The organism is Gardnerella sp. DNF00753 (genome assembly GCF_049244275.1).
GTDB lineage: Bacteria > Actinomycetota > Actinomycetes > Actinomycetales > Bifidobacteriaceae > Bifidobacterium > Bifidobacterium greenwoodii.
Map to the genome: position 1 here is coordinate 1464840 of NZ_CP058393.1, position 23270 is coordinate 1488109.

Sequence of the window (23270 nt, forward strand, 5' to 3'; positions counted from 1 at the left end):
CCATCTCTCAGGCACCCCACAATCTGTGAGGCAGGCAATGAACTGGCAATAATTAACTAATAAGTAGTACAGACACGCTCTTGAGTTCTCAAACCACCACCACACCAGCCGGCTCAATCAACCCCGAAGGAGAAGAACCAGCCGCGCTGAGCAGCAAGAGATAAACTTACACCAAACCACACTCAAAAGCAAATCACACACATGCCAACAAGCCAAAACCATTGAAACGAAGCCAAAACATCGGCGTGTTGAAACAACGTCAGTAGCGCTCAAAAAAATCGCAATCGCACAAACAACGGCAAATATGCAGCAAAAATAATCAAAAAAATAATCAAAATACCCAAAACACGGAGTGTTGCGAAAAAATCAAAAACAAAATAAATAAAAACTCAGCAAAAACAATATGCTTGCAATATACGTGCACACAATATATATGCGTGCTATATATATGTATATGAGAAATAGCGAGAAAAATAGCAAGAATAACGCACGCAACAACGCACACCATCATATTGTTGTGCTAACAGGCGCGGGAATATCTACCAGCGCGGGCATTCCAGATTTTCGCGGTCCAGACGGCGTATGGACCAAGCACCCAGAACAAATGAGCGTTTATGACATAGACGCATTTTTAAGCAGTAAAGAGGAACGCATATATTCTTGGAGATGGCAAAAAGAGTCGCCCGTTTGGAACGCACAGCCGGGAACAGCTCACAAAGCACTTGTAAAACTCGAGCAGGCAGGCATGCTCGACCTTATAGCCACACAAAATTTTGATGCGCTTCACGAAAAAGCTGGTAATAATCCAGACATCATAGTGAATTTGCACGGAAGCATTGGAACATCGCACTGCATGAGCTGCCACGCGAGCTATAAAACTGCCGATATTATGGCAGATTTAGATGAGCACCCGGATCCGCATTGCAGGCGCGCTCTGCCGTACCGCGGAAATATGCCTTGCAACGGTCTTATAAAAACAGACGTTGTTTATTTTGGAGAAGCACTTCCCGAAGGCGCTATGGAACGCAGCGCGCAAGCAATTGTTAAAGCAGATGAATTATGGGTTATTGGCTCCACGTTAGAAGTATTTCCAGCTGCCAGCCTAGTGCCGTTAGCTGCGCGCGCAGGAGTACCGATTACGATAATGAACCTGGGCGCTACACAATATGATTATTTGGCAGAGCGTATTATTCGCGAAGATATTGCGAAAGCTCTGCCAAAATTAGTAGACGAAACTATTGCAAAGTAATTATTGCAAGGTAACAGCGATACCTTCCCAAGGCGCAAGAGTACCGTTTTTAAGCGATGCAAGCGCGTGATTTACGTCGTAGGTTGTAACCATTACGTCATGCTCTGTAAAGCTACCAGAAGCGCAATTTTGCAGCATTTTCGCACTTTGTGCAGGAATAGGCACAGTTGAATCAGTCATATTAACCATTACGAGCATGCGTTCTGTAGATTCTGAAGAAGATTCCGCATTAGATCCCGTAGAATCTTTCTTCATCACGCAATCAGATTTAAGCTCGCGCACAAAAGCGTACACACACTCGTCATCCGCATCAACCAAATTCCAAGAGCCAGCAGAAACAATCGGCTCCGAATGACGAAGCGCAATCAAATACTTATAAAAAGCGTAAACGGAATCAGAATCTTCCATCTGCTCAGCCGCATTAATATCCACATAATTAGGATTCACACTAATCCACGGCTCCGCATTATTTTTCGATGCGACATTAAAAGGCATAAATCCCGCATATTTAGAAGCATTCCACTGCATTGGAGTTCGAGAATTATCGCGGCCGCGCTTTGCGAGCGCATCCATCATCGACTCAGCCGACTGAATATGCGCTTCTTCTACTCGCTGCTTAAACATATTCAACGCTTCCAAATCGCGATACTGCTCGAGACGAGTAAAGTGCGCGTTAGTCATACCAATTTCCTCACCTTGGTACACGTAAGGTGTGCCGCGATGCATGTGAAGAAGCATTGCAATCGCCTTAGCAGAGCGCACGCGCATCTCGTCGCTAGACTCACTTCCCCAGCGAGAAAGCGCACGCGGTTGATCGTGATTATTAAAGAACAGGCTCGCCCAACCAGCATCCGCTACAGCTTGCTGCTGCTCGGCCATTACGCGCTTTAATGCCGTAAGCTTTAGCGGCACAGGATTCCACTTAGTGCCGTTTTCGCAATCAATATCCACGTGATTAAACAGGAATAGCATGTCGAGCTCGCTGTGAGCAGGGTCAGTAATATACGTGTTGCGGTGCGGAGAAATTCCCGGAGCTTCGCCAACAGTAAGATAGCCTTCGCGCCCTTCGAAAACTTCTGCACGCATCTCGCGCAAGAATTCGTCTAAACGAGGACCGTCCGAGCAGAACGGGAATGGCGAAGAATAGCCGTCGGCTCCGGCTGGCAAATCTTCAATCTTGCAACCAACCTCACCCGGCAAACGGCCTTCAGAATCAACATGCTTTGAAATTTGCGTAATCACATCCATGCGGAAGCCGTCAATTCCGCGATCCATCCACCAATTCATCATCTTGTACACGGCAGCGCGAACCGCGGGATTTTCCCAATTCAAATCTGGCTGCTTTGGAGAATACTGGTGAAGATAGTATTCTCCGCGCTTCGAATCATAAGTCCACGCGGAACCGCCAAAATACGAGCCCCACTTGTTTGGCTCCGCGCCCGGCTCACCAGGAACGCATCCTTCGCGCGCAGGTCTCCACCAATACCAATCTGCGTAATCACTAGTAGCATCCCTAGAAGCCTGGAACCAAGCATGCTCGTCAGAAGTGTGATTTACTACTAAATCCATCACAACTTTAAGCCCGCGCTCGTGAGCTCCAGCCAGAAGCTCGTCCATATCTTCCAAAGTTCCGAAAAGTGGATCAATATCTTGATAATCGGAAATATCGTAGCCGTTATCGTCTTGCGGAGACTTGTAAACAGGGCTGAGCCAGAGCACGTCAACGCCTAAATCAGCCAAATAATCGAGGCGCGAAGTAATTCCCTTTAAATCACCAATGCCGTCGCCGTTAGTATCTTGGAAGCTTCGCGGATAAATCTGATACACAACTGCATTCGCCCACCAAGGGTTTGGCGTAGCGCCGTTTGTGCGCACGGATTGCGGCAAGTTTGCTCTGTCAAAAGTAGTCATACATTCCCCATTTATTTAAGTAAGTAAGTTTTACTGCGTATTTTGTATTACGAATAATTTTATATTTAATAGTATTTGTGATTTTAGACTCTAAATTTTAGCAGAATATCAGATATTGCGCAGCTAATAAAAAAGCGGCCCGCAGCAAAAGCCGCGAGCCGTGCCTCCTTCTCATTCATTACAAGATCTATAGGGATGCTCTCCAAATCACTGCTGATGATGCAGCTTGAATGCAAGTTCCGCCAAATGCACGCCGTGAGTTAAGAATTCGTGAGTGCGGCAAACATAGTCGTTTTCGCGACCAAGTTTCGCAATATAACCGTTGATGTAATCGACTTCCGTTTCGCGGCCGCGGCTCATATCTTGGTACATAGAAGGATAGTGCAAAGGATTTGCCACGCGACTTACGTAATCGATAGCTTCCATCTCCTGCTGACGCGTATTAACCATTCGAATTCCGGCGCGATCACACACGTCATACGCTTCGTTAATAAGCTGTCGAGCCATATCCATAGCGCCTGGGTAAGAAATAAACTGACCCATTTGAATCTGATACATAGTGCACAAAGTATTAATTACGGAATTAAAAATCACCTTTGCCATGCATGTACCCTTGAAATCTTCCGTAATAGTAGGGTTCAATCCGGCAGCCTTAAAGTCGTCTCGCATAGCAAGCTCAACGTCACTCACCTGCTCGTTTAACGCGCACATATTCATGGTTCCAACGCCGACTTTACCAATAAAATCAACGTCTCCCGGACCATTCAAAACGGTTGCAATCATTGCAGTTCCGCCATAAATATGGTCATCCGGGAAGTACTGCTGCAACTTTTCAAAGTGTCCCCAGCCGTTCATTGCAGCAAACACAACCTGATGCTCTTTGAACAAATGCTTGCAACGCTCCAACATTTCCGCAAGCTGCATTTGCTTCATAAACACAATCCACACGTCTGGATCACCGTCATAATCTTCAGGCGTATACATATTGATCGGCACTAAATGGCGGTTTTCATGGTCTCGGCTAACCATTACGCCGCCTTGCTCGCGAACCTTATTCACATTTTCATCCCAGGCGTCAATGAAATCAACATGAATGCCAGCCGTTTCCTGCAACAAAACGCCATAGCGATATCCCATAGCTCCCGAACCGATCATTGCATATTTCATGCCACTCATAGTGACACCTCCTTTTAGGTAAAAATGTGCTTAGGCGAGATTCATGCGTTTTACAGGAATTACGTCGAAGCGACTACAAATATTGCAAAAGCAAAAGTAAAAACGATTGCTTTTTGTTTTTATAGCATATTACTCAATTAGCGGGGATTGTCAAAAATTTTTCTGATTGCGTTTCTTATGGCGTTTCTAATTAAAAAATTATTCCGTTTTAACGGTGATTTTCAAAAAAGTTTCGCAAAACTTGTGCACATTCAGATTCACAAACCGAACCAATAACTTCCGGATAAGATCCCACGTGTGGGTCTCGTAAAATATCCCATACAGATCCACACGCACCCAACTTTGCATCCCAAGCACCAAACATTACGCGACGAAGTCTAGTTTGTAAGATTGCTCCAGCGCACATTGGGCAAGGTTCAAGAGTTACTACCAAAGTGCAGTCAGATAAATTCCAAGATTTGCGCGAAGAAGCAGCAGATTTCATAGCGAGCACTTCCGCATGAGCTAAAGGATCGTCCATCTTTTCGCGCAAATTTGCGCCGCGGCCAATAATATTTCCGTCACCATCAAGCACAACTGCACCAACTGGAACTTCTCCAGCTTTAGCCGCTTCGACCGCCAACCGCAACGCTTCCTTCATTGCGTAAGTAACGGAATCATCATTTTTGTTCATAAAATCGGCTCACACAATCAACTGCACAATCAACTCACACAATCAACTCACAAATCGCAACTGCTACAGAAGTCCCGACGTAATATCGTGCAACATGAACCACTTTCGAATATCACCAAGTTCCTCCATATGCACAGCATGATCAAGACCTTTGTACCGCTTTTCCTCAAGCCACGTGTGCTCCTCAAGCCAAGCGGCCGCTGCTGAAAATTCATAAGGCGGAATCACATCATCTTCTAAACCGTATCCGAAAAATACAGGCGTATTGTGCTCAGCTAAATCGTCATCTTTTAAAGCAATTTCGTCTGCAGAGGCAGGAACGTTAGGAGCTATAAATCCGGAAAGCGCAACGGATGCGCGATAACGTGCAGGATTCAAGCGCAATAAATGAACTGCGAGCGCTGCTCCCTGAGAAAATCCGAATGGAACAACATCTCGATTTTCGGGAATATTCGCGCACACCCACTCGTCTATTGCGGCTGCAGCAGCATACATGTCGTAATCTAAATCTTCTCGCTGCGGCACAGCGTCATGGAACCAGCTGTAAGCTCCCTCTTCAAGCTTAAGTGGAGCGCGTAGTGCAATTGCATCGTTATAAGGCGCAACAATTCTCAGCAAATCTAGCAAATCTTCTTCGTTAGATCCCCAGCCGTGCAATAACAGCAGCAGTGGGTGCGTTGGGTGCGCAGCAGCGTTTCCTTGCGAATACTGTACTTGCGTTACTTTCAGCGGCTCTCCAAAACGACCCGGCACTACGTGAGATTCGCGGCCAATATGCGGTTCGTAAGAATTGATTTGCGCATTATTGCGATTTGGTTCATCGTTAGTAGACATAGTAGTCATTGCCTCACCGCCGCTTGTATAAATTGTTACGTTACAAATCTTTATTTTAATAAATATTTTGTATCAAATCATTATGATTTTCTGATTTACAGCATACACATATAAAAAATTAATTAATAAAAATTAATTAATAGAAATTTAAAGAATGAATATTTTGATTTTAGTAACTTTCGAATTAAAAAGCAGAGTATCGCAAATTTAGTACGATTTGATAATTTATCAGACGTCTGACGAATTGTAACGTGCTTACTGTAACATACAAAGAAAGCCAATTCAGCCGCGATTTCAAGGAGGATATCATGCTGAAAACTGAATTCGTTGTAGGCGCGTACGCGTCACTGCCAAAATCACGCGAAGAACAACGACAATACTACGATTTACTCGGAAGTCAAAACTGGGTTGCCGGAACAGAAATCCCATACCCGGGCGATTTAGCAGATTCGCAAACCCGAGAATGGCTAGCAAACGCAATACCATCAAACTGGCACAAAAACACAATAACCGCAATTCCCGGAACAATGCGGCATATAAATTTTGATCCCGATCCAGAATTTGGCTTAGCAAGCCCGAGCGAAGAAGGGCGACTTCGCGCAATCGACTTCTTCAAAAATATTCGTAACGCAATAGCTGATTTTGCAAACCTTCGAAACAGCTGCGATATTTCGCATATTGAAATACATACGGCACCAACTCGAATAGCGCGCGCGGACGCAATGAAAAAGTCACTAGACGAGCTCGCGCAATTAGATTGGCTTGGAACAAAGCTCGTAATAGAACATTGCGACAGGTATATTGAAGGGCAAAATCCAGAAAAAGGCTTCCTTCCGCTCGAAGACGAAATTCAAATTGCAAAAGATGCAGGAATTGGAATCACAATTAATTGGGGTCGTAGCGTTGTTGAAGAACGCAATGCTAAAGCCGCTATAAATCACGTACGCGAAACAAGAAAAGCTGGAGTGCTTAAGGGAGTAATGTTCTCGGGAGCAGGCCCAGAAGCTACGCAATACGGGTACGAATGGATTGATGGACACTTGCCTATGGCTCCAGACGAGCCAACGTCCTTAATGACTCTTGCGGAAATTCAGGAAACTGCGCGCGAAGCTTTAAAAGACGATTATTTAATCGACTATTTGGGTGCAAAAGTATGCGTACCTCAAGATTCCAGCGTTCCAGAACGCTTGAACTATTTAAAGCATATTTACGAAGCTGTAAACGCAACACAAATTGCGTGAATTAAAAACTCAATCAATCAGCAAATAAAATATATTTCTACGGATGTGACTTATGAACGAAATAAAAGATTCTCGCTCTACATATCTTGCTTTTGACATAGGCGGAACAAAAATAGCTTACGGATTGGTTACATTACCGGAGTCGGCATGCAGCAAAAATATTGCAGATGCGGCTGATACAGCAACGGCAAATATTGCAGATGCTGCAGGTTGCGTTATTCCGTCCGTGCAAGAATACGGTTCAATACCAACCGAAGCGTCAAAAGGCGGCGAAAGCATAAAAAATCGTTTAGTAGAACTAGCGAAACAAATCCTGGAAAAAGCGCAAAAAAATGGCAAAACCATTAGCGGAATCGGAATCGCAGCCGCAGGAGTGCCGAATAGTAAAACTGGCGAAATAGTTGCAGCAACAGACATTCTTCCCGGTTGGCGCGGACAGCGAATTTACGACGCGTTTAAAAGCATAACTGATTTGCCAGTTTATATGATTGGAGACGTTGGCGGACACGGACTAGGGGAAGCTATTTACGGAGCTGGGCGCGGAAAATCAATCGTACTTTCCGTTGGAATAGGAACCGGCGTCGGCGGCGCAATTATTATAAACGGCAAACTTTTTACTGGAGCACACTCAGTTGCCGGTCACGCCGGTCACGTTGTTAGCGATTTGGGAGTTGGATTCGAATGCTCTTGCGGAACGCACGCTGGGCATATTGAGCCAGTTGCGTCCGGAACTGGTCTTGCAACTTTATACAACCATAATTTGCCTGCAGGTGTTCAAAAAGCGGAAAACGGGTACGAAGTATGTGTTTACGCAAACGAAGGTCAACCGCACGCTAAAGAAACGCTTGCTAAAAGCGCAAAAGCATTGGGAGAATGCATAGCTGGAATGGCGAATCTTATAGACCCGGATGTTATTGTGCTTTCGGGGTCTGTTGTAGAAGCAGGAAATATTTGGTGGGATTCAATGCGAGCTGGATTTGAAGATTCTGCTTTAGATTTGGTTAAAAGCACGCCGATTTTTAAGGGAAAGCTTGGTGGCACAGCTCCGCTTATTGGTGCTGCTTTCGCCGCTTTTACAGCTTCTCAAATTTGAAATATTTTTAAAAGGAGAAAAACTATGAATCCTGTAGTTGAAAAAATTAAGGGCGGCTTAATTGTTAGCTGCCAAGCTTACCCTGGGGAGCCGCTTAGGCACCCGGAAACAATGGCACAAATGGCAATGGCTGCCGTAGAAGGCGGCGCTATTGGAATTAGATGCCAAGGATTGTCGGATATTTCCGCGATTAAAGGTCAAGTTGACGTTCCTGTAATCGGCATTTGGAAAGATGGCCACGATGGAGTTTATATAACACCTACTTTGCGTCATGCGCGCTGCTGTGCGGCGGCTGGAGCAGATATTATTGCGATTGACGCAACTGATAGGCCGCGTCCAGACGGGCTTACTTACGAGCAGACTGTTAGCGCTTTGCACAATGAGGGCATAGTAGTTATGGCTGATTGCGGAAACTTCGATGACGCTAAACGCGCTGCGGATTGTGGAACGGATATTATATCTACTACTTTGGCTGGTACTTCTCCAGGAAGACCGAAAACAGACGGGCCTGATTTTGAACTTTTAGGCCAGATTTTGCAAGCTTTCCCAAATTACCCTATTATTTGTGAGGGGCGTATTCACACCCCTGAGCAATTGCATGAGGTTATGCAAATGGGCGCGTGGGCTGCAGTTGTTGGGACGGCAATTACGCATCCAACGTCAATTACGCGTTGGTTTGCAGCAAAGCTTTAAAAAGAATAAATGAATTTTCACAATCTCGACACACGCACAACTTGACATCAGACATCAGACCTCTTATGTTTAAAGTAACGTGAAAATCACACGAGCGCATAATTGAAAACTATTCACATTCAAAGATGAAATGTGAATCAACAAACTCAACGGTGAGGAGAAAACATGAAACGGATTAGCTCAAAGCTAACCACTGCAATAGCTGCAAGCCTAGCCGCATTAGTTATGCTATCTGGCTGCGGTGGAGCAAAAAATAAGTCAGCAAAAGCACATACTGCTGTAAAAGATACGATTACAGCTCAAGTTGCGTACGCAAGCCGCGATTTCGCACCATCTACAACCTCTGGCGCGTTGCCAATGGCAGCAAACTGGCATGTTACGGAGCCACTTTACGCTCTTGACTACAGCAACTTTAAAGTTTTCAACGCACTTGCAAAAGGAGAACCAAAGAAGATTTCCGACACCGAGTACGAAGTAACCATTCGCGATGCCGCTAAGTTCTCGGACGGAACAGAAGTAACCGCAAACGACGTAGTATCCTCATTCAAGCGCACAACCGCGCAAGGAAGCCTCTACATATCAATGCTCGACTTCATTGATTCCGTAGAAGCAAAAGACAATCGTCACGTAATCTTTAAGCTAAAGAAAGCCTTCCCACTGTTCAAGCAGCGTCTCGCTTTGATTCAAATTGTTCCAACCGCAAAGTCGGATGCAGACTTAAAGAATCAGCCAATCGGATCCGGCCCATGGAAGTACGTATCAATCACCGATAACCAAGTAAAGTTTGAGCGCAACGATTTGTACAACGGCAAGTACAAGGCACAAACCAAGAACATGGTTTGGAACATAACCGTTGACGATACCGCTCGCGTAACTGCTATGCAAGGCGGCAAAACAGACGTAATGGAAATGGTTCCAGCACAAGCCTTCAATACTTTGAAGTCCTCCGGTTCTGAACTTAAAACCGCTCAGGGCTTCACTCTCCCATTCGTTATGTTCAACACGAAGCAGAAGCCATTCGACGACAAGCGCGTGCGCCAAGCTGTACTCTACGCAATCGACGTAAACAAGCTCATAGCAAACCAAATGAGCGGTCAAGGCGATCCTGCAACAAGCTTCTTGCCGAAGAATTACGCAAACTACCATAAGGCAAAGAACGTATACACCAAGAACATCGACAAAGCAAAGAGCTTACTCAAGGAAGCCGGCGTAAAAGGACCTATCAAGTTCACCCTTTACACAACCGACCACACTTGGATCACCCAGCTCGCTCCGCAAATCAAGAACGATCTTGCTGAAATAGGTATGGACGTAGACATTCAGTCTATGAAGTCTTCCGCACTTTACCCATCAATCACCGATCGCGACGACGCAAACTACTCGATGGTTTTGGCACCAGGCGACCCATCCGTATTCGGAAACGACCCAGATTTGTTGATGAGCTGGTGGTACGGAGACAACGCTTGGACCCGTCAGCGCACATTCTGGAAGACTTCCGAAGGATACGCAAAACTTCACAATCTTATGGACAAGGCTTTGGCAGCTAGCACACCAGCCGAGCGCCAAAAGTATTGGAACCAGTGCTTCGACTTGATTAGCGACGAAGTTCCTCTGTACCCACTCTTCCACCGCAAGACTACGACTGCCGTAAAGAAAGGCTCTTTGGCAGAGTGGAATGCAATCGGCTCCACCGGCATCAACCTTGTAAAAGCAAAGCTTACAAAGTAGGTGCAGAACCAGACGTATTAAATAAACGTCAATCCCCTAACCTCTAACCGCAAAACCGGCCCAACTGTTTACCTTTCTCGCTTCTGTGCAGACGGGCCGGTTTTGTTATAAAAAATAACAATTTCTTCAATGGATGTGTGGATGTCTTATGAGTAATTTTCTTAGACTTTTAGGTAGGCGACTAATTGCCCTGCCGTTCATGGCATTCGGCGTTACGTTCCTCGTATTCTTCCTTATGTCATTTTCAAAATATGATCCAGCAGTTGCAGCTTTAGGCGAAAACTCGTCTCCAGCAGCACTTGCAGCTTTCCGCCACGAAATGGGCTACGACCGCCCATGGTGGGAACAGTTCGGATCCTACATTCTTGGTCTTTTCCAAGGAAACATGGGTGTTTACGGCGTAAATAAAGACTCCGTAGCAGAACGCGTTGCAGAAGCATTCCCAATCACTCTGCAGCTAACTTTCATCGGCTTATTAATTGCAATAATTTTTGCAGTAGTGTTTGGCGTTTTTGCAGCACTTTACCGCGATACTTGGGTTGACCAAACAGTTCGAATTCTTTCGATTATTGCAATTGCAACCCCATCCTTCTGGCTTGGTGTTCTTTTGATTTACGTTCTTCAAATTAAGCTAGCTTGGCTCCCAGGTTCCGGCGATTTTGTGCCGTTCTTTGAAGATCCAGAAGCTTATATTGCAAGAATGGCAATGCCTTGCTTCGCACTAGGACTTCCAGTAGCCGGCCAGCTTACGCGAATCATACGAACCTCAATGGTAGAAGAATTGGATAAAGATTACGTACGAACCGCAATCGGCGCAGGAATTCCAAAAAGCGTAGTAGTTGCTAGAAACGTATTCCGCAACGCCCTAATCACCCCAATTACAACTTTGGGCATGAAGATTGGTTACCTTATGGGTGGCGCAATCGTTATTGAGGTTATTTTTGCTCTGCCAGGAATGGGCACGGCAATGTTCGATGGCATTAACGGCAACCAGCCAATGCTTGTGCAAGGCGTTGTACTTGTTGTTGCAATCGCATTCATCTTCATAAACATCATTGTTGATTTGCTCTACGTATTAATCAACCCAAGGATTAGGACGGTGTGACATGCTATTTGGAAAGAATCAGGTAGTAGATGCCGCATCAAAGCCAGGCATCAAGTTTAATAGATTTAACAAAATGAGCTTAGGCTCCAGAATTGCGTTCATTGTGATTGCGCTTCTAGCATTTTGCGCTATTTTCGCGCGATTTATAGCTCCGTGCGATCCAGTAAAGATTACGCAAAACTATCAAGCTCCGACAAGTGCGCATTGGTTTGGTACCGATAACCTTGGCCGAGACGTGTTCTCTAGGGTTATGTACGGCGCGCGCTATTCGCTTGTGATTGGCTTGTCATCTGTGCTTTTCGCACTGGTTATGGGAGCTATTATCGGCTCAATCGCAGCAGTAAGCCGCACCTGGATTGCTGAGCTTATAATGCGATTGATTGATATTGTAATGTCCATTCCAGGAATCGCATTAGCGGCCGTATGCCTTGCAATTCTTGGACAATCCATGATTGGCATCATCATTTCTATCGGCGTGCTTTACGTTCCACAAATCGCAAGAATTGTGCGAGCAAATATTATAAGCGAATATGGAAAAGACTACGTACGAGCAGTAATCGTTTCTGGCGCTCGAGCACCATGGATTTTACTCAAGCATGTAACCCGAAATATTGCAGCTCCAGTTATGGTGTTCACGACGCTTTGTGTTGCAGACGCAATCGTTTTCGAAGCCTCGCTTAGCTTCATTAACGCAGGTATTCCAGAGCCAACTCCAACTTGGGGCAACATTTTGTCTTCCGCAAAAGCGGGCGTTATCTTTGGATACTGGTGGCAGGCATTGTTCCCAGGCCTTGCGATTATGATTACCGTTCTGTGCTTGAACATTCTTTCTGAAGGAATTACTGACGCAATGGTTGCGGCACCAACCGCTCCAGTTTCTAAGACTGCAGCCGACGCTGATGCAGCTCGTAAGGAAGACAGGATTCTTACTGACCCAGTTGCAGCATACAAAGAGCAGCACGCAGCTTTGGTTGAATCTCTTGCGAAACTTCGCGAAGCTGAACTAAAGCGCACGGATCGTTTGCAGCCAACGTCTACAGAGCCTCCAGTTATTGAGGTTAAAGACTTGTGCATTCAGTTCCCACGCTACGGCAGCGTAAATGTTGTAGACCACTTGAGCTTCTCTGTTCGCCCAGGCGAGACAATGGGCTTGGTTGGTGAATCTGGTTGCGGTAAGTCAATCACTTCGCTGGCGATTATGGGCTTGCTTGATCCAAAAGCTAAGATTAGCGGACAAATCCTGTTTAATGGCAAGGATCTTGTAAAGCTTAGCCCAAAGGAGCACAATGCTTTGCGCGGCCACGAGATTGCAATGGTTTACCAAGATGCTTTGTCTTCCTTAAACCCATCAATGCTGATTAAAACGCAGATGAAGCAGCTAACTTCTAGAGGTGGCACTCGTAGCGCCGAAGAGTTGTTGGAGCTTGTAGGCTTGGATCCAAAGCGCACGCTTGAATCCTACCCGCACGAGCTTTCTGGCGGCCAGCGTCAGCGCGTGTTGATTGCAATGGCACTTACGCGAGATCCAAAGTTAATAATCGCAGATGAGCCAACAACCGCTTTGGACGTTACTGTTCAAAAGCAGGTGATTGACCTTCTTAACGAATTGCGCGAAAAGCTTGGATTTGCAATGGTGTTTGTAAGCCACGATTTGGCTCTTGTTGCCAAGGTTGCGCACTCGATTACCGTAATGTACGCAGGCCAGGTTGTTGAGCAAGGCTCCACTAAGGAAATCCTAACCGACCCGCATCACGAGTATACGCGTGGTTTGCTTGGCTCCGTAACCTCCATTGAGGCTGGTGCTCCAAGATTGCACCAGGTTCCAGGAACGGTTCCAAGCCCATCCGACTTCCCTAAGGGAGACCGATTCGCTCCGCGCTCCTCGCATCCAGATCAAGGACTTGATGTGCGCCCAATAATGAAGCGCATTCCAGGAACGTGGCACTTCTACGCCGCGCCTCCAGAGCCTGAATCGGATGTACCTTCCGCAATTTTGACCGCCTCCGATCAAGGAGATGTGCGATGAACATGAATGTTAACGAAACAAACAAAGTACAGAACGAAAATGGCGATGTTCCAATCATCGAGCTGCGCGACGCCGAAGTGGTGTTCACTACTCGAGCTGGATCTGGCTTGTTCCATAAGAACCAGATTACTGCAGTAAACAAAGTAAACCTTAAGCTGATGCCTGGCAAAACAATTGGTATTGTTGGTGAATCTGGTTGCGGAAAGTCTACTACTGCAAACATTATGTGCGGACTCCAGCAGGTTACGAGCGGCAAGGTTTTGTTTAAAGGACAAGACGTTACGCATCGCACTGCAAAAGAGCGTATGGATATTGGTCGCGTTGTTTCTGTTGTGTTCCAGGATCCTGCAACAGCTTTGAATGCAAGAATGAGCGTTGTTGATCAGCTGATTGATCCTCTTGTTGTGCACAAAATTGGCAACAAGGAAGCGCGCGATGCTAGAGCCAAGGAGCTAATCCGAATGGTTGGTTTGCCTCACTCTGTTCTTGGCGCTTTGCCAGGTCAGCTTTCTGGCGGCCAGCGTCAGCGTGTGGCAATCGCTCGTGCGCTTTCGCTTAATCCAGATGCAATAATCGCAGATGAGCCAACTTCTGCTTTGGATGTTTCTGTGCGTGCTCAGATTTTAAATCTTCTTTCCGACTTAAAGAAGAGGCTGAATCTTTCCATGGTGTTTATTAGCCACGATATTCAAACAATCCGCTACATATCCGACGAAGTCGTTGTTATGAATCACGGAACGATTGTTGAGCGAGGCGAAACGCATCAGGTTATTAACAATCCTCAAAATGATTACACGAAGATTCTGATGGGAGCGGCACCGTCGCTGTTGCACCCAACGGAAGAAGAGTGCAAGTAAGGTGCGTTAAATAAATCCACACAAAATCTTGGGCGGTTCACTATCCCTCACAACAAAATTCAAGCGAGCCGCCCATCTCACTCAACTAAATTACGAAAACAAAATATTAAACAAAAATTTTAAATTCGAAATTTAATATCGAAACTTTAAGCACGAAAGAAGTGTAATTATGACTGAAAAATTCCACGGCGTTATTCCTCCAGTTGTTACGCCATTAACTGCAGACGGCGAAGTAGACGTTGTTAGCTTTGAGCGCTCACTTAATCGCATGATTGATGCTGGAGTAGACGGCCTGTTTACACTTGGCTCTTCTGGCGAAGTGGCATTTAGCACAGATAAGCGCCGCCGTGAAATCATTGAAAACGTAATGCGCATTGTAGACGGCCGTGTGCCAGTTTTGGTTGGCTGCATTGATACGGAAACAAACCGCGTAATTGAGCACGCAAAGGAAGCCAAGGAGCTTGGGGCTTCTGCAATCGTTGCAACAGCGCCATTCTACGCACTCGGCGGCATGGCAGAAGTTGAGCGCCACTTCCGTCTTATTCACGAAGCTGTTCCAGATTTGCCATTATTTGCTTACGACATTCCAGTTTGCGTGCACACGAAACTTCCTGGCAATTTGCTTGTAAAGCTTGGAAAAGATGGCGTGCTTGCTGGCGTTAAGGATTCTTCCAACGACGACGTGTCGTTTAGGTTCCTTGTAGACGACAACAACAAGGCTGGCCACCCATTGACTTTGCTTACGGGCCAAGAGGTTGTTGTTGATGGAGCATACATGGCTGGCGCAGACGGATCTGTTCCAGGCCTTGCAAACGTTGAAGCAACTGGTTACGTGCGAATGTGGAAGGCTGCTCAGGCTGGCGATTGGGCAACGGTTAAGAAGGAGCAGGATTGGCTTGCTGCTTTGATGCGAATTGTTACCGTACCTAGCGGCGTGGCAGGCTTCGGCGCTGGCGTTGGAGCATTTAAGACCGCAATGGCATTGCTTGGCGTGTTTGACACAAATCAGATGCCAGATCCAGTTTGCCCACTTAAGGGAGAAAATGTTGAAGCCGTGGCTGGCGTTCTTAAGGAAGTTGGCTTGACTTTGGCAAAGAATCCGCAAGAAGTGAGCGATTCCACTAAGTAGCGGCTTAAGTGCGTATCTTAAGTAAAAATCATAAATAATCATAAATAATCTAATAAAGCCTTTTATTTATTGTGCATAGTAAGTAAATAGTGTTGCGGTGTGCGTTAATTCGCATGCCGCAATGCTAATAATTGCTTAAAGCTTTAAAGGAGAAGCAAAGATGGCAGAAGTTATTATTGTAAAAGATCAGGATGAAGCTGGCGAGCTCTACGCAAAAGCAGTTGTAGATTTGATTAGTCGCAAGCCAGACGCAGTACTTGGCCTGGCTACAGGGTCTAGCCCATTAAAAGCCTACGAGCATCTTGCAAAGCTTGTTAAAGAAAATAATGTTGACGTTAGTCGCGTGCGCGGATTTGCGCTTGACGAGTACATTGGATTGCCATTAGAGCACGAGCAGTCCTACCACAGCACAATCCGCAGAACCGTAACCGACTTAATCGACCTAAACCCAGATTTAGTGCACGTTCCAGGAGATGTTCTTAACGGAGCGCCATTAAGCGAAGGCAGCAAGATTGCGCACGCTGGAGCTGACTACGACGCTGCTATTGCTGCTGCTGGTGGAATCGACGTGCAAATCTTGGGAATTGGCTCCGACGGCCACGTTGGATTCAACGAGCCGGGATCTTCGCTTGCGTCTGGAACGCGCGTAAAAACCTTAACTGAGCAGACTCGTGTAGATAACCGCCGATTCTTCGACGGAGATATTAACCAGGTTCCAACTCACTGCATAACCCAAGGAATTGGAACGATTTTGCGCGCTAAGCATCTTGTTCTTCTTGCGTTCGGCTCAAATAAGGCAGATGCTGTAGCTGCAACGCTAGAAGGCGGAGTAAGCTCGCTATGCCCAGCTTCCGCGCTTCAAATGCATCCACACGCAACCGTGATTATAGACGAAGCGGCAGCAAGCAAGCTTAAGTTGGCAGACTACTATCGTTGGGTGTACACAAATAAGCCATCTTGGCAGGGAATCTGATAGATCCGATACCTCTGATAGATAAGTCTAAAATTAAGTAACGTATTCAAAAGCACAAACGCAGGTGGGTTAAATGTCAAAAAATGCATACTTAGATGCCGTAAATAAGATTGATGATTCACTAAAATCAAACGAGGGGCGCAGTTTTGTAGTGCGAAACGTTAGCGTTGTAGACGCGCGCGGAATTGTTCCTAACGCTTGGATTTTGGTTAAAGATGGCGTGATTTTAGAAACGGGCATTTTAGACGAAGACCTTGCGCTGGCGATTAATGCTTGCGGCTTGCGCGCATCTGACTTAAATGTTGTAGACGGCGGTGGCTATTTTGCTGCGCCAGGCTATATTGATTTGCACGCTCATGGAGCCTGGGAGCATTCGTTTGACGACGGTGCCGAAGGGATTGCCATTGCGCGCGCGTATCACATGCTTCACGGAACAACTAGGCAAGTTCTTAGCTTGATTACAAATCCTCTTGACGTAATGCAAGAGAATTTGCGCACTGTTAAGCGCGTTATGCAAACGCGACCAGATGTGCTTGGATCTCACTTAGAGGGGCCGTTCTTGGCGCTTTCTAGAAAAGGCGCGCACGACCCTAATTGCCTAGTGGACCCTACTCCCGAGCGTGTTGAGGCGCTGCTTGAGGCGGCGGATGGCACTTTGCGCCAGATTACTATTGCTCCTGAGCGTGAACATGGCATGGAGGCTATTAAACGTTTTGTTGACGCTGGCGTAATCCCAGCCGTTGGCCATTGCGATGCGGATTATCAAACTGCTCGCACAGCTTTTAACGCAGGTTCCACGCTTATGACACACATGTTTAACGCTATGAACGGCATTCATCACCGTAAGCCAGGTCCAATTCCTGCAGCCTTGGAGGATTCGCGCGTCACGATTGAGCTTATTAACGACGGCTTCCACGTTGAAAATCCCGTTTTGCAAATGGCGTTTAATGCCGCTCCTAATCGTATTGCGTTTGTAACAGACGCTATGGCCGCCACCGGTTGCGCGGATGGCTCGTATAAGCTTGGAGCACTTGACGTTCAGGTTACAGACGGTCATGCAAGGCTTGTTTCTAATGGAGCTATAGCGGGGTCTACTTTAACGTTAGACGTTGCGATTAAGCGCGCTGTTAAAGAGCTTGGCATTGGCTTGCCGGCGGCAATTGCGGCTGCAACTCTCGTTCCAGCCCGCGCTCTTGGGGTAGATAAGCAGAATGGTATAACTAACGCGCCTTTGGGCTTGGTTGAAAAGGGTTACGCAGCCGACTTACTTTTGCTTAATTCTGGGACTTTGGCCGTCGAGCACGTTTGGCTAGAAGGCCATAAAATTTCGTAACGGAAATCGTGTCGTTGCGATTAATCGTGATGCTGTAGTACTCAGGCATCACCATTGAAGATGGAAGAACCGCTCTCTAAACTAGAGCGGTTCTTCCATTTTATAGAATGTATGTGCTTCAGCGCTTTTGCAGTCTATTAAGCAAAATCGACTGAATTGGCTCGTAATGGCTATTTACAGCCTGCCTATATCCGTCTGCGTCTCCCGCAATAGCAGTTTTAAGCATAAGTTCATGCGCTCTAGCGGTTTTTTCAAGCTCGTCCGAAACTTCCAGCCCCAATTGTGGTAAAACAGCCATATGCACAAGCCACAAGCATCGCACAAATTGCTCTGCAATCGTATTGTTTACCGCGCGCAAAATGCCCGTGTGGAAAGCAATGTCTTGTTCCAAGAACGTTTTTCCAGCATGCGCCTCTTTTGTCATTGTTTCCGAAAGCGCTTCCAGCTCTGGATGCTGCGTTCCCTTAAGCGACTCAACAACTTTATCCGCGCATCCAAGGTCTAGGAATTTGCGCATTTCTACAACGTTACTCAAGTCTTCAAAATTCTTATTAATGGAGATTAAGGAGCGAAAAGCGAGTGTTTCCACCATTGGGTCCAAAGATAGCGAGCCAACAAACATGCCTTTCCCTTGCTTAACTTCCACAATGTTAAGTGCTTCCAGCTTGCGAATCGCCTCGCGCACCGATGACCTTGATGCGCCAATCAAATTGCATAGCATTGGCTCAGTTGGCAGCATGTCTTTTGGTTGCAAGCGTTCTCTTAAAATAAGCGATCTGATTGCATCCATCGTTTCGTCGCAACGTTTTCTTGCAACAATCGGAGCGGAGTTAGAGCTTGCTTGCAATAACGATAAGCGGTCTAGTGTTGTCATCTCATCGTCTTCGCGGCTGCTAAATGTCTCTTCCATTTTGGCTCCTTTCAGTTCGCGTGAGTCTTCTCTCTTTTATTTCTTCCATTTTTTCGTTTTTGTGTACTTTGTTTTTGAAACCTGTTTGCAAACTATCTTGCCGACAAAGCGAGGAATCTATTGCTGTTATATAAATTCCAGTAGTCTCTTTTTCCCACAGTAGTTGCAAATTGTGTTTATTGCTAGAGGTAAGGCATTGATAAACGTGGTGGAATGGGTTTACGCACACATTTTTTTGCCACGTTTTGCCGCCGTCGAAGCTAAATCGCACAACTCCGCGGCCGCGGTACGGCATCATTTGGCTTGCGTTTGCAAATGCTATGCAGTCTGCGTTTTGCGCGTTTTCGCCGCTGAAGCAGGTTGCGCTCGGCTGGCTGAATATCTCGGGCAAGCTTTGGTCAAAAATCAGCTCGCTCCACGTTTCGCCGCAATCGTGACTAATGGCCTTGCCTACGCAGCCCGAGCGATTTTGATTGCGGAAGAACGCCAGAATATCGCCATTTTTGCGCTCTACAAACACGGTTTCGGAGCTTGTTGCATCGTCGTCTTGCATTGTTGCGGGATCTACGATTTTGCCGCCCATTAATCGCCCTTCGTTAATCATTTTGCCTCGGCGCCACGTTTCGCCGTCGTCGTCCGAAATAAGCGCTCCCGAAGAATAGTGCGATTTGCTTTGGCCGCTGCAATAAAATGGCACGAGTATTCTGCCGTAATGTTTTTCGCTATGCCTAATAATAATTCCGTTCCCTGGGCATACTCCAGCGAAGCTCATCCACGGTTCTTTAACCATGTGGTCAATTAAGCGTGGTGCGCTCCACGTTTCGCCGCCGTCGTCCGAGTAGATTTGCGCTATGTAGCAAGTTTTTTCGGCGAATAATGGCTGACTTTCGCTTGCAATTTCTGGCGATTTCCATATGTCCCACGTGGAACTGTCGCAAGTTTGATTATTGTGCAATCCGCTGCTCAGGTCTCCGCTCAAATCGCCATTTTTTATGCTTCCATCTGGGTAAATTAGCCAGTTTGTTGCGCATTCTTTTTCGCTAGAATTGCATGGCAATTTTACGGCTGCGCTTGCGTCCATTGCCGCCGCGTAGTGGCCACCTAAGCGGTCTATAAGCTTGATTCTTCCGCATGCGTCTACGCCTACAGCTGTTTTGCAATTTGTTAGCCCAATTCCGCCAGGATTAATGTCAATTAATACGTTGATTCTTTCGCTTTTGCCTTCTGGGTCTAAAACAGGGCAGGAGTCGATTGCACTGGCGCCCAGTTTTCCAAGGTTTTTGCCAGGCATGTTGATTACGGTTTGCAAAGGCCCCCACGTTTTGCCGCCGTCCGCAGACCTGCGAATCACAAAGTTTATGTGATTTGGAGCGTCGTTCGAAACGCTTGTTCGCTGGTCTGCTCCCGCGATTAGCGTTCCCATGCGCGTTTTTACAAGCGACGGTATTCTGTAGCTGCGAGAGTCTGCGTAGCCTGTGTCGAATAATGCAGTTGTTACAAGCGGTTTTACTCTTGATATTCTTTGGATTTGGCCTTCGCTTAGCGCACTAAAGTAGATTCCGCCCGTTCTAGCTTCGCCCATTAATCGCACTCCGCGCAGGTTTTCGCCAATGCTTACGGCGTTTAATCCCGTTATGTTTGCAAACCAGAATTGTCCTATGTTGTGCGACTGGCTGTATCCGTCTACGTAAATGTCGATTGCTCCGCGATTTGCGCGAATAATCAAGTCGTGCCATTCGCCGTCGTCAACGCTTGCGGCTGCTTCGATTACGCTTTTTACGCACGTTTCGCTGTCGATTAGCGTGATTTTTATGCCTTCTGGCCCTGCATACACGCTTATTTTTTCGCTAGATTCTAGATTAGTTTTCGTTCCAACAGTTCCGGCTGCAAAAAGCACTCCGTGTTGGCCTGGCCCGCGCAGCCTAAATTGAATGTGCAGCGTTCCGCTGGACTTGCAAGATACGCGTTTTATGTCTCTTGCGCAAATCGTAGGTCCTGCAAACCATATTTCTGGCTGTGCTTGAGTGGCCGAATTTGCGATTTCTTCTGGATTTGGCAAGTGGTTTGAGTAGTAAAAGTCGTAGATTTGCGAAGATTCTGCCTGTACTGCACACACTTCGGCCGCTTTTTCGCTCACTCTTTGCGGTCCAAGATTCGTTGCGCTCGCAAAGCACTGGTATCCGTCTAAATAAAATCGGCTCCCAAAACTTCCGTACGTTATTGCAAAATCGTGTTCTCGCCCATCGCATGCGCCTAGCGCATCTTCCATGTGCAGTGCAATTTCTTTTGCACCGTTTGCGTCGGCGTTATCTTCTAAAAGATTTTGCGCACTAAGCAGGGGAGCATCTTCTTTAATACTTATTTTTATTATTGGAGTTGCGTGCTCTTGATGCGTGGAAGCTTGCGATTTTTGCGCGGGCTTAATATTTAATAAATCGCAATCCGCATTTGCTACAAATTTGAACCCTATTATTCCTTCGTTTTGATTCCCGCGATTCCCGCTATTTTCGCTAGCTGCCGTAATTTTTATTGTGGCATGATTGAATCGCGTGTGTGCCGAACCCCCGATATTGGCAATTTCTTCACCCAGGTTCGTCGTCTTCGTTGAACGACGTTCCATTTTAGTCCTCCATGACCGTAAAAATTAAAACACCAATGTTTTAACACATCTGACGTCTTACGACGTTCACTATTCAGTCTATCACACATTTTTAAGCAAATGCACAATTGTTACACATGATGTTGCAGCCGTTGCCACAAAATAAAAAAGAACGTTGAAAAATCAACGTTCTTAAAGAGTGCGAACGGCGGGACTTGAACCCGCACGAGCATACGCTCACTGCCACCTGAAGACAGCGCGTCTACCATTCCGCCACGTTCGCATACAAAGTGCAAGGCTATCATATTTGATATAAATTCGCAATGTTTAGCCTAGCATTTTGTGGTAAAAACTGCTCTCAGCCTTTTGAACCGTTTTCATAGTAATGAGCAAGAGTCTCATCACGGAACTCTTCAAAATAGCCACCGTCAATAGAAGCTCGAATATCGTCGAGCAGCTTCACGAAGAAACGCTCGTTATGAATTGTTGCAAGCGTAAATCCGTTCATTTCACTAGCGCGCAGCAAATGATCCACATACATTCTGGAATAATGAGTGCAAGTGTAGCAATCGCAACCTTCTTCAAGCGGACGCTGATCATGCTTAAACTCAGCGCGTTTAACGTTATAACGCCCATGACGAGTAAAAATTGCTCCGTTTCTTCCGCATCGAGCCGGAGCAACACAGTCGAAAGTATCTCCGCCGTTTTCAACGCAAGCAAAAATATCATCCACGGCTGCAATACCAAGCACGTGACGTGGGCGATTTTCCGGCATAGCATCGCAAATCCAAGCGCAAGTATCTCCAATAATTCGCTTCTCAATAGCGCCACCAATACCAACGCCATCAAAATCTAAAGAAGCAATCTGCTCGGCCGCATGCCTACGCAAATCCTCATAATTAGCGCCCTGAACAACACCATATAACGCTTGATACGGCTTACCCACACGCTCCTCGGTTAAACGCTTATGCTCTGCAACACAACGCTTAGCCCAGCGGAAAGTGCGTTCTACTGACTCTTCCTGGTAGCGACGCGTATTCATCAAAGTTGTAAGCTCATCGAAAGCAAACATAATATCCGCGCCGAGCTTGTGCTGTATTCCCATAGAAATTTCTGCACTAAAACGATGCTTGGATCCGTTAAGAGGAGACTTAAAAGTTACGCCATCCTCGTCAACAAAAGCCATACGCTCCTTACCGGCTGCAATAACATCGTCCGACTTCATGCCGGTAACGTCCATTGCAAGGGTCTTCTTAAAACCAGCACCCAAAGAAAGAACCTGAAAACCACCAGAGTCCGTAAAAGTTGGCTTATCCCAGTTCATAAACTTTCCTAAGCCACCAGCCTCGTCAAGAACATCCGCGCCCGGACGCTCATACAAGTGAAAAGCGTTTGAAAGCATGCACTGAGCGCCCAAATCCTTAATGCTTTCTGGCAACACTGCCTTCATCGCAGCTTGAGTTGCAACAGGAACAAAGGCTGGGGTGTGAATATCTCCGTGAGGAGTGTGTATTACACCAGTGCGCCCGTAGCGAGCGCCGTCACGACCTTTGCCTTCAGCAGTATTGGAAAGTCGCGTTTTATTTGTAAACGAAAATTCTTTGCGGTCACCAGGCTTCCCAGGCTCAGCTCCGCGTGGATGTTCAAGAATACTTGTCATAGCATTTACTTTATTAGAAGGCATGACGATAGCATTAAATAAATTTAATAGTGCATATAAATAAGAAGATGGTTTATGAT

18 protein-coding genes and 1 tRNA gene are annotated in these 23270 nt (G+C 46.3%); 11 read left to right on the forward strand and 8 right to left on the reverse strand.

What is annotated here, in order from left to right:
• Positions 1–454 precede the first annotated feature (454 nt).
• Positions 455–1249 carry an SIR2 family NAD-dependent protein deacylase gene (locus HXT33_RS05870; RefSeq protein ID WP_410296292.1) on the forward strand — a complete coding sequence of 265 codons (795 nt, stop codon included), beginning with the start codon at positions 455–457 and terminating at the stop codon, positions 1247–1249.
• On the opposite strand, the gene HXT33_RS05875 is transcribed toward HXT33_RS05870, so the two are convergent.
• From HXT33_RS05875 to HXT33_RS05890, 4 genes are all read right to left on the reverse strand, one after another.
• Positions 1250–3160 carry an alpha-glucosidase gene (locus HXT33_RS05875; RefSeq protein ID WP_421786972.1) on the reverse strand — a complete coding sequence of 637 codons (1911 nt, stop codon included), beginning with the start codon at positions 3158–3160 and terminating at the stop codon, positions 1250–1252.
• Positions 3161–3367: 207 nt separating this feature from the next.
• Positions 3368–4336 carry a ketopantoate reductase family protein gene (locus HXT33_RS05880; RefSeq protein WP_421786974.1) on the reverse strand — a complete coding sequence of 323 codons (969 nt, stop codon included), beginning with the start codon at positions 4334–4336 and terminating at the stop codon, positions 3368–3370.
• A 208-nt stretch (positions 4337–4544) separates the two neighbouring features.
• Entirely contained in the window at positions 4545–5009 is a 465-nt protein-coding gene (locus HXT33_RS05885; protein ID WP_421786976.1) for a nucleoside deaminase, read from the reverse strand.
• 63 nt (positions 5010–5072) lie between these two features.
• Positions 5073–5843, reverse strand: coding sequence for an alpha/beta hydrolase (locus tag HXT33_RS05890; RefSeq protein WP_421787616.1), 771 nt, complete (start codon positions 5841–5843; stop codon positions 5073–5075).
• A gap of 308 nt (positions 5844–6151) precedes the next feature.
• Here HXT33_RS05890 and HXT33_RS05895 point away from each other — a divergent pair, with 308 nt between their 5' ends.
• The 10 genes from HXT33_RS05895 to nagA all read left to right on the forward strand — a co-directional run bounded on the left by HXT33_RS05895 (position 6152) and on the right by nagA (position 18021).
• Positions 6152–7084, forward strand: coding sequence for a DUF4862 family protein (locus HXT33_RS05895; protein WP_421786978.1), 933 nt, complete (start codon positions 6152–6154; stop codon positions 7082–7084).
• Positions 7085–7136: 52 nt separating this feature from the next.
• Positions 7137–8177, forward strand: coding sequence for an ROK family protein (locus HXT33_RS05900; protein ID WP_047923677.1), 1041 nt, complete (start codon positions 7137–7139; stop codon positions 8175–8177).
• Between the two features lie 24 nt (positions 8178–8201).
• Positions 8202–8870: an N-acetylmannosamine-6-phosphate 2-epimerase gene (locus HXT33_RS05905; protein WP_004126717.1), complete on the forward strand. Its 669-nt coding sequence runs from the start codon at positions 8202–8204 to the stop codon at positions 8868–8870.
• A 165-nt stretch (positions 8871–9035) separates the two neighbouring features.
• Positions 9036–10598: an ABC transporter substrate-binding protein gene (locus HXT33_RS05910; RefSeq protein WP_421786980.1), complete on the forward strand. Its 1563-nt coding sequence runs from the start codon at positions 9036–9038 to the stop codon at positions 10596–10598.
• A 199-nt stretch (positions 10599–10797) separates the two neighbouring features.
• Positions 10798–11703: an ABC transporter permease gene (locus HXT33_RS05915; RefSeq protein ID WP_004126711.1), complete on the forward strand. Its 906-nt coding sequence runs from the start codon at positions 10798–10800 to the stop codon at positions 11701–11703.
• Between the two features lies 1 nt (position 11704).
• Positions 11705–13729: a dipeptide/oligopeptide/nickel ABC transporter permease/ATP-binding protein gene (locus HXT33_RS05920; protein ID WP_421786982.1), complete on the forward strand. Its 2025-nt coding sequence runs from the start codon at positions 11705–11707 to the stop codon at positions 13727–13729.
• Positions 13726–14586, forward strand: a complete 861-nt coding sequence (locus tag HXT33_RS05925; RefSeq protein WP_421786984.1) for an ABC transporter ATP-binding protein — start codon at positions 13726–13728, stop codon at positions 14584–14586. The genes HXT33_RS05920 and HXT33_RS05925 overlap by 4 nt, the downstream gene beginning before the upstream one ends.
• A 169-nt stretch (positions 14587–14755) precedes the next feature.
• Entirely contained in the window at positions 14756–15715 is a 960-nt protein-coding gene (locus HXT33_RS05930; protein WP_410314749.1) for a dihydrodipicolinate synthase family protein, read from the forward strand.
• A 160-nt stretch (positions 15716–15875) separates the two neighbouring features.
• Positions 15876–16688: a glucosamine-6-phosphate deaminase gene (gene nagB / locus HXT33_RS05935; RefSeq protein WP_047923673.1), complete on the forward strand. Its 813-nt coding sequence runs from the start codon at positions 15876–15878 to the stop codon at positions 16686–16688.
• A gap of 73 nt (positions 16689–16761) precedes the next feature.
• On the forward strand, positions 16762–18021 hold the full coding sequence (gene nagA / locus HXT33_RS05940) for an N-acetylglucosamine-6-phosphate deacetylase (protein ID WP_047923672.1): 1260 nt from the start codon (positions 16762–16764) through the stop codon (positions 18019–18021).
• 118 nt (positions 18022–18139) lie between these two features.
• Here nagA and HXT33_RS05945 read toward each other — a convergent pair whose 3' ends face one another.
• From HXT33_RS05945 to tgt, 4 genes are all read right to left on the reverse strand, one after another.
• Entirely contained in the window at positions 18140–18931 is a 792-nt protein-coding gene (locus HXT33_RS05945; RefSeq protein WP_004136681.1) for a FadR/GntR family transcriptional regulator, read from the reverse strand.
• Complete coding sequence (locus tag HXT33_RS05950; RefSeq protein WP_421786987.1) at positions 18915–21551, reverse strand: exo-alpha-sialidase; 2637 nt, start codon at positions 21549–21551, stop codon at positions 18915–18917. Before HXT33_RS05950 ends, HXT33_RS05945 begins: the two co-directional genes overlap by 17 nt.
• Positions 21552–21730: 179 nt before the next feature.
• Positions 21731–21813, reverse strand: a tRNA-Leu gene (locus HXT33_RS05955).
• A 75-nt stretch (positions 21814–21888) separates the two neighbouring features.
• Positions 21889–23214 (reverse strand): tRNA guanosine(34) transglycosylase Tgt, encoded by a 1326-nt coding sequence (gene tgt, locus HXT33_RS05960; RefSeq protein WP_205727552.1) that lies wholly within the window; start codon positions 23212–23214, stop codon positions 21889–21891.
• Positions 23215–23270 lie beyond the last annotated feature (56 nt).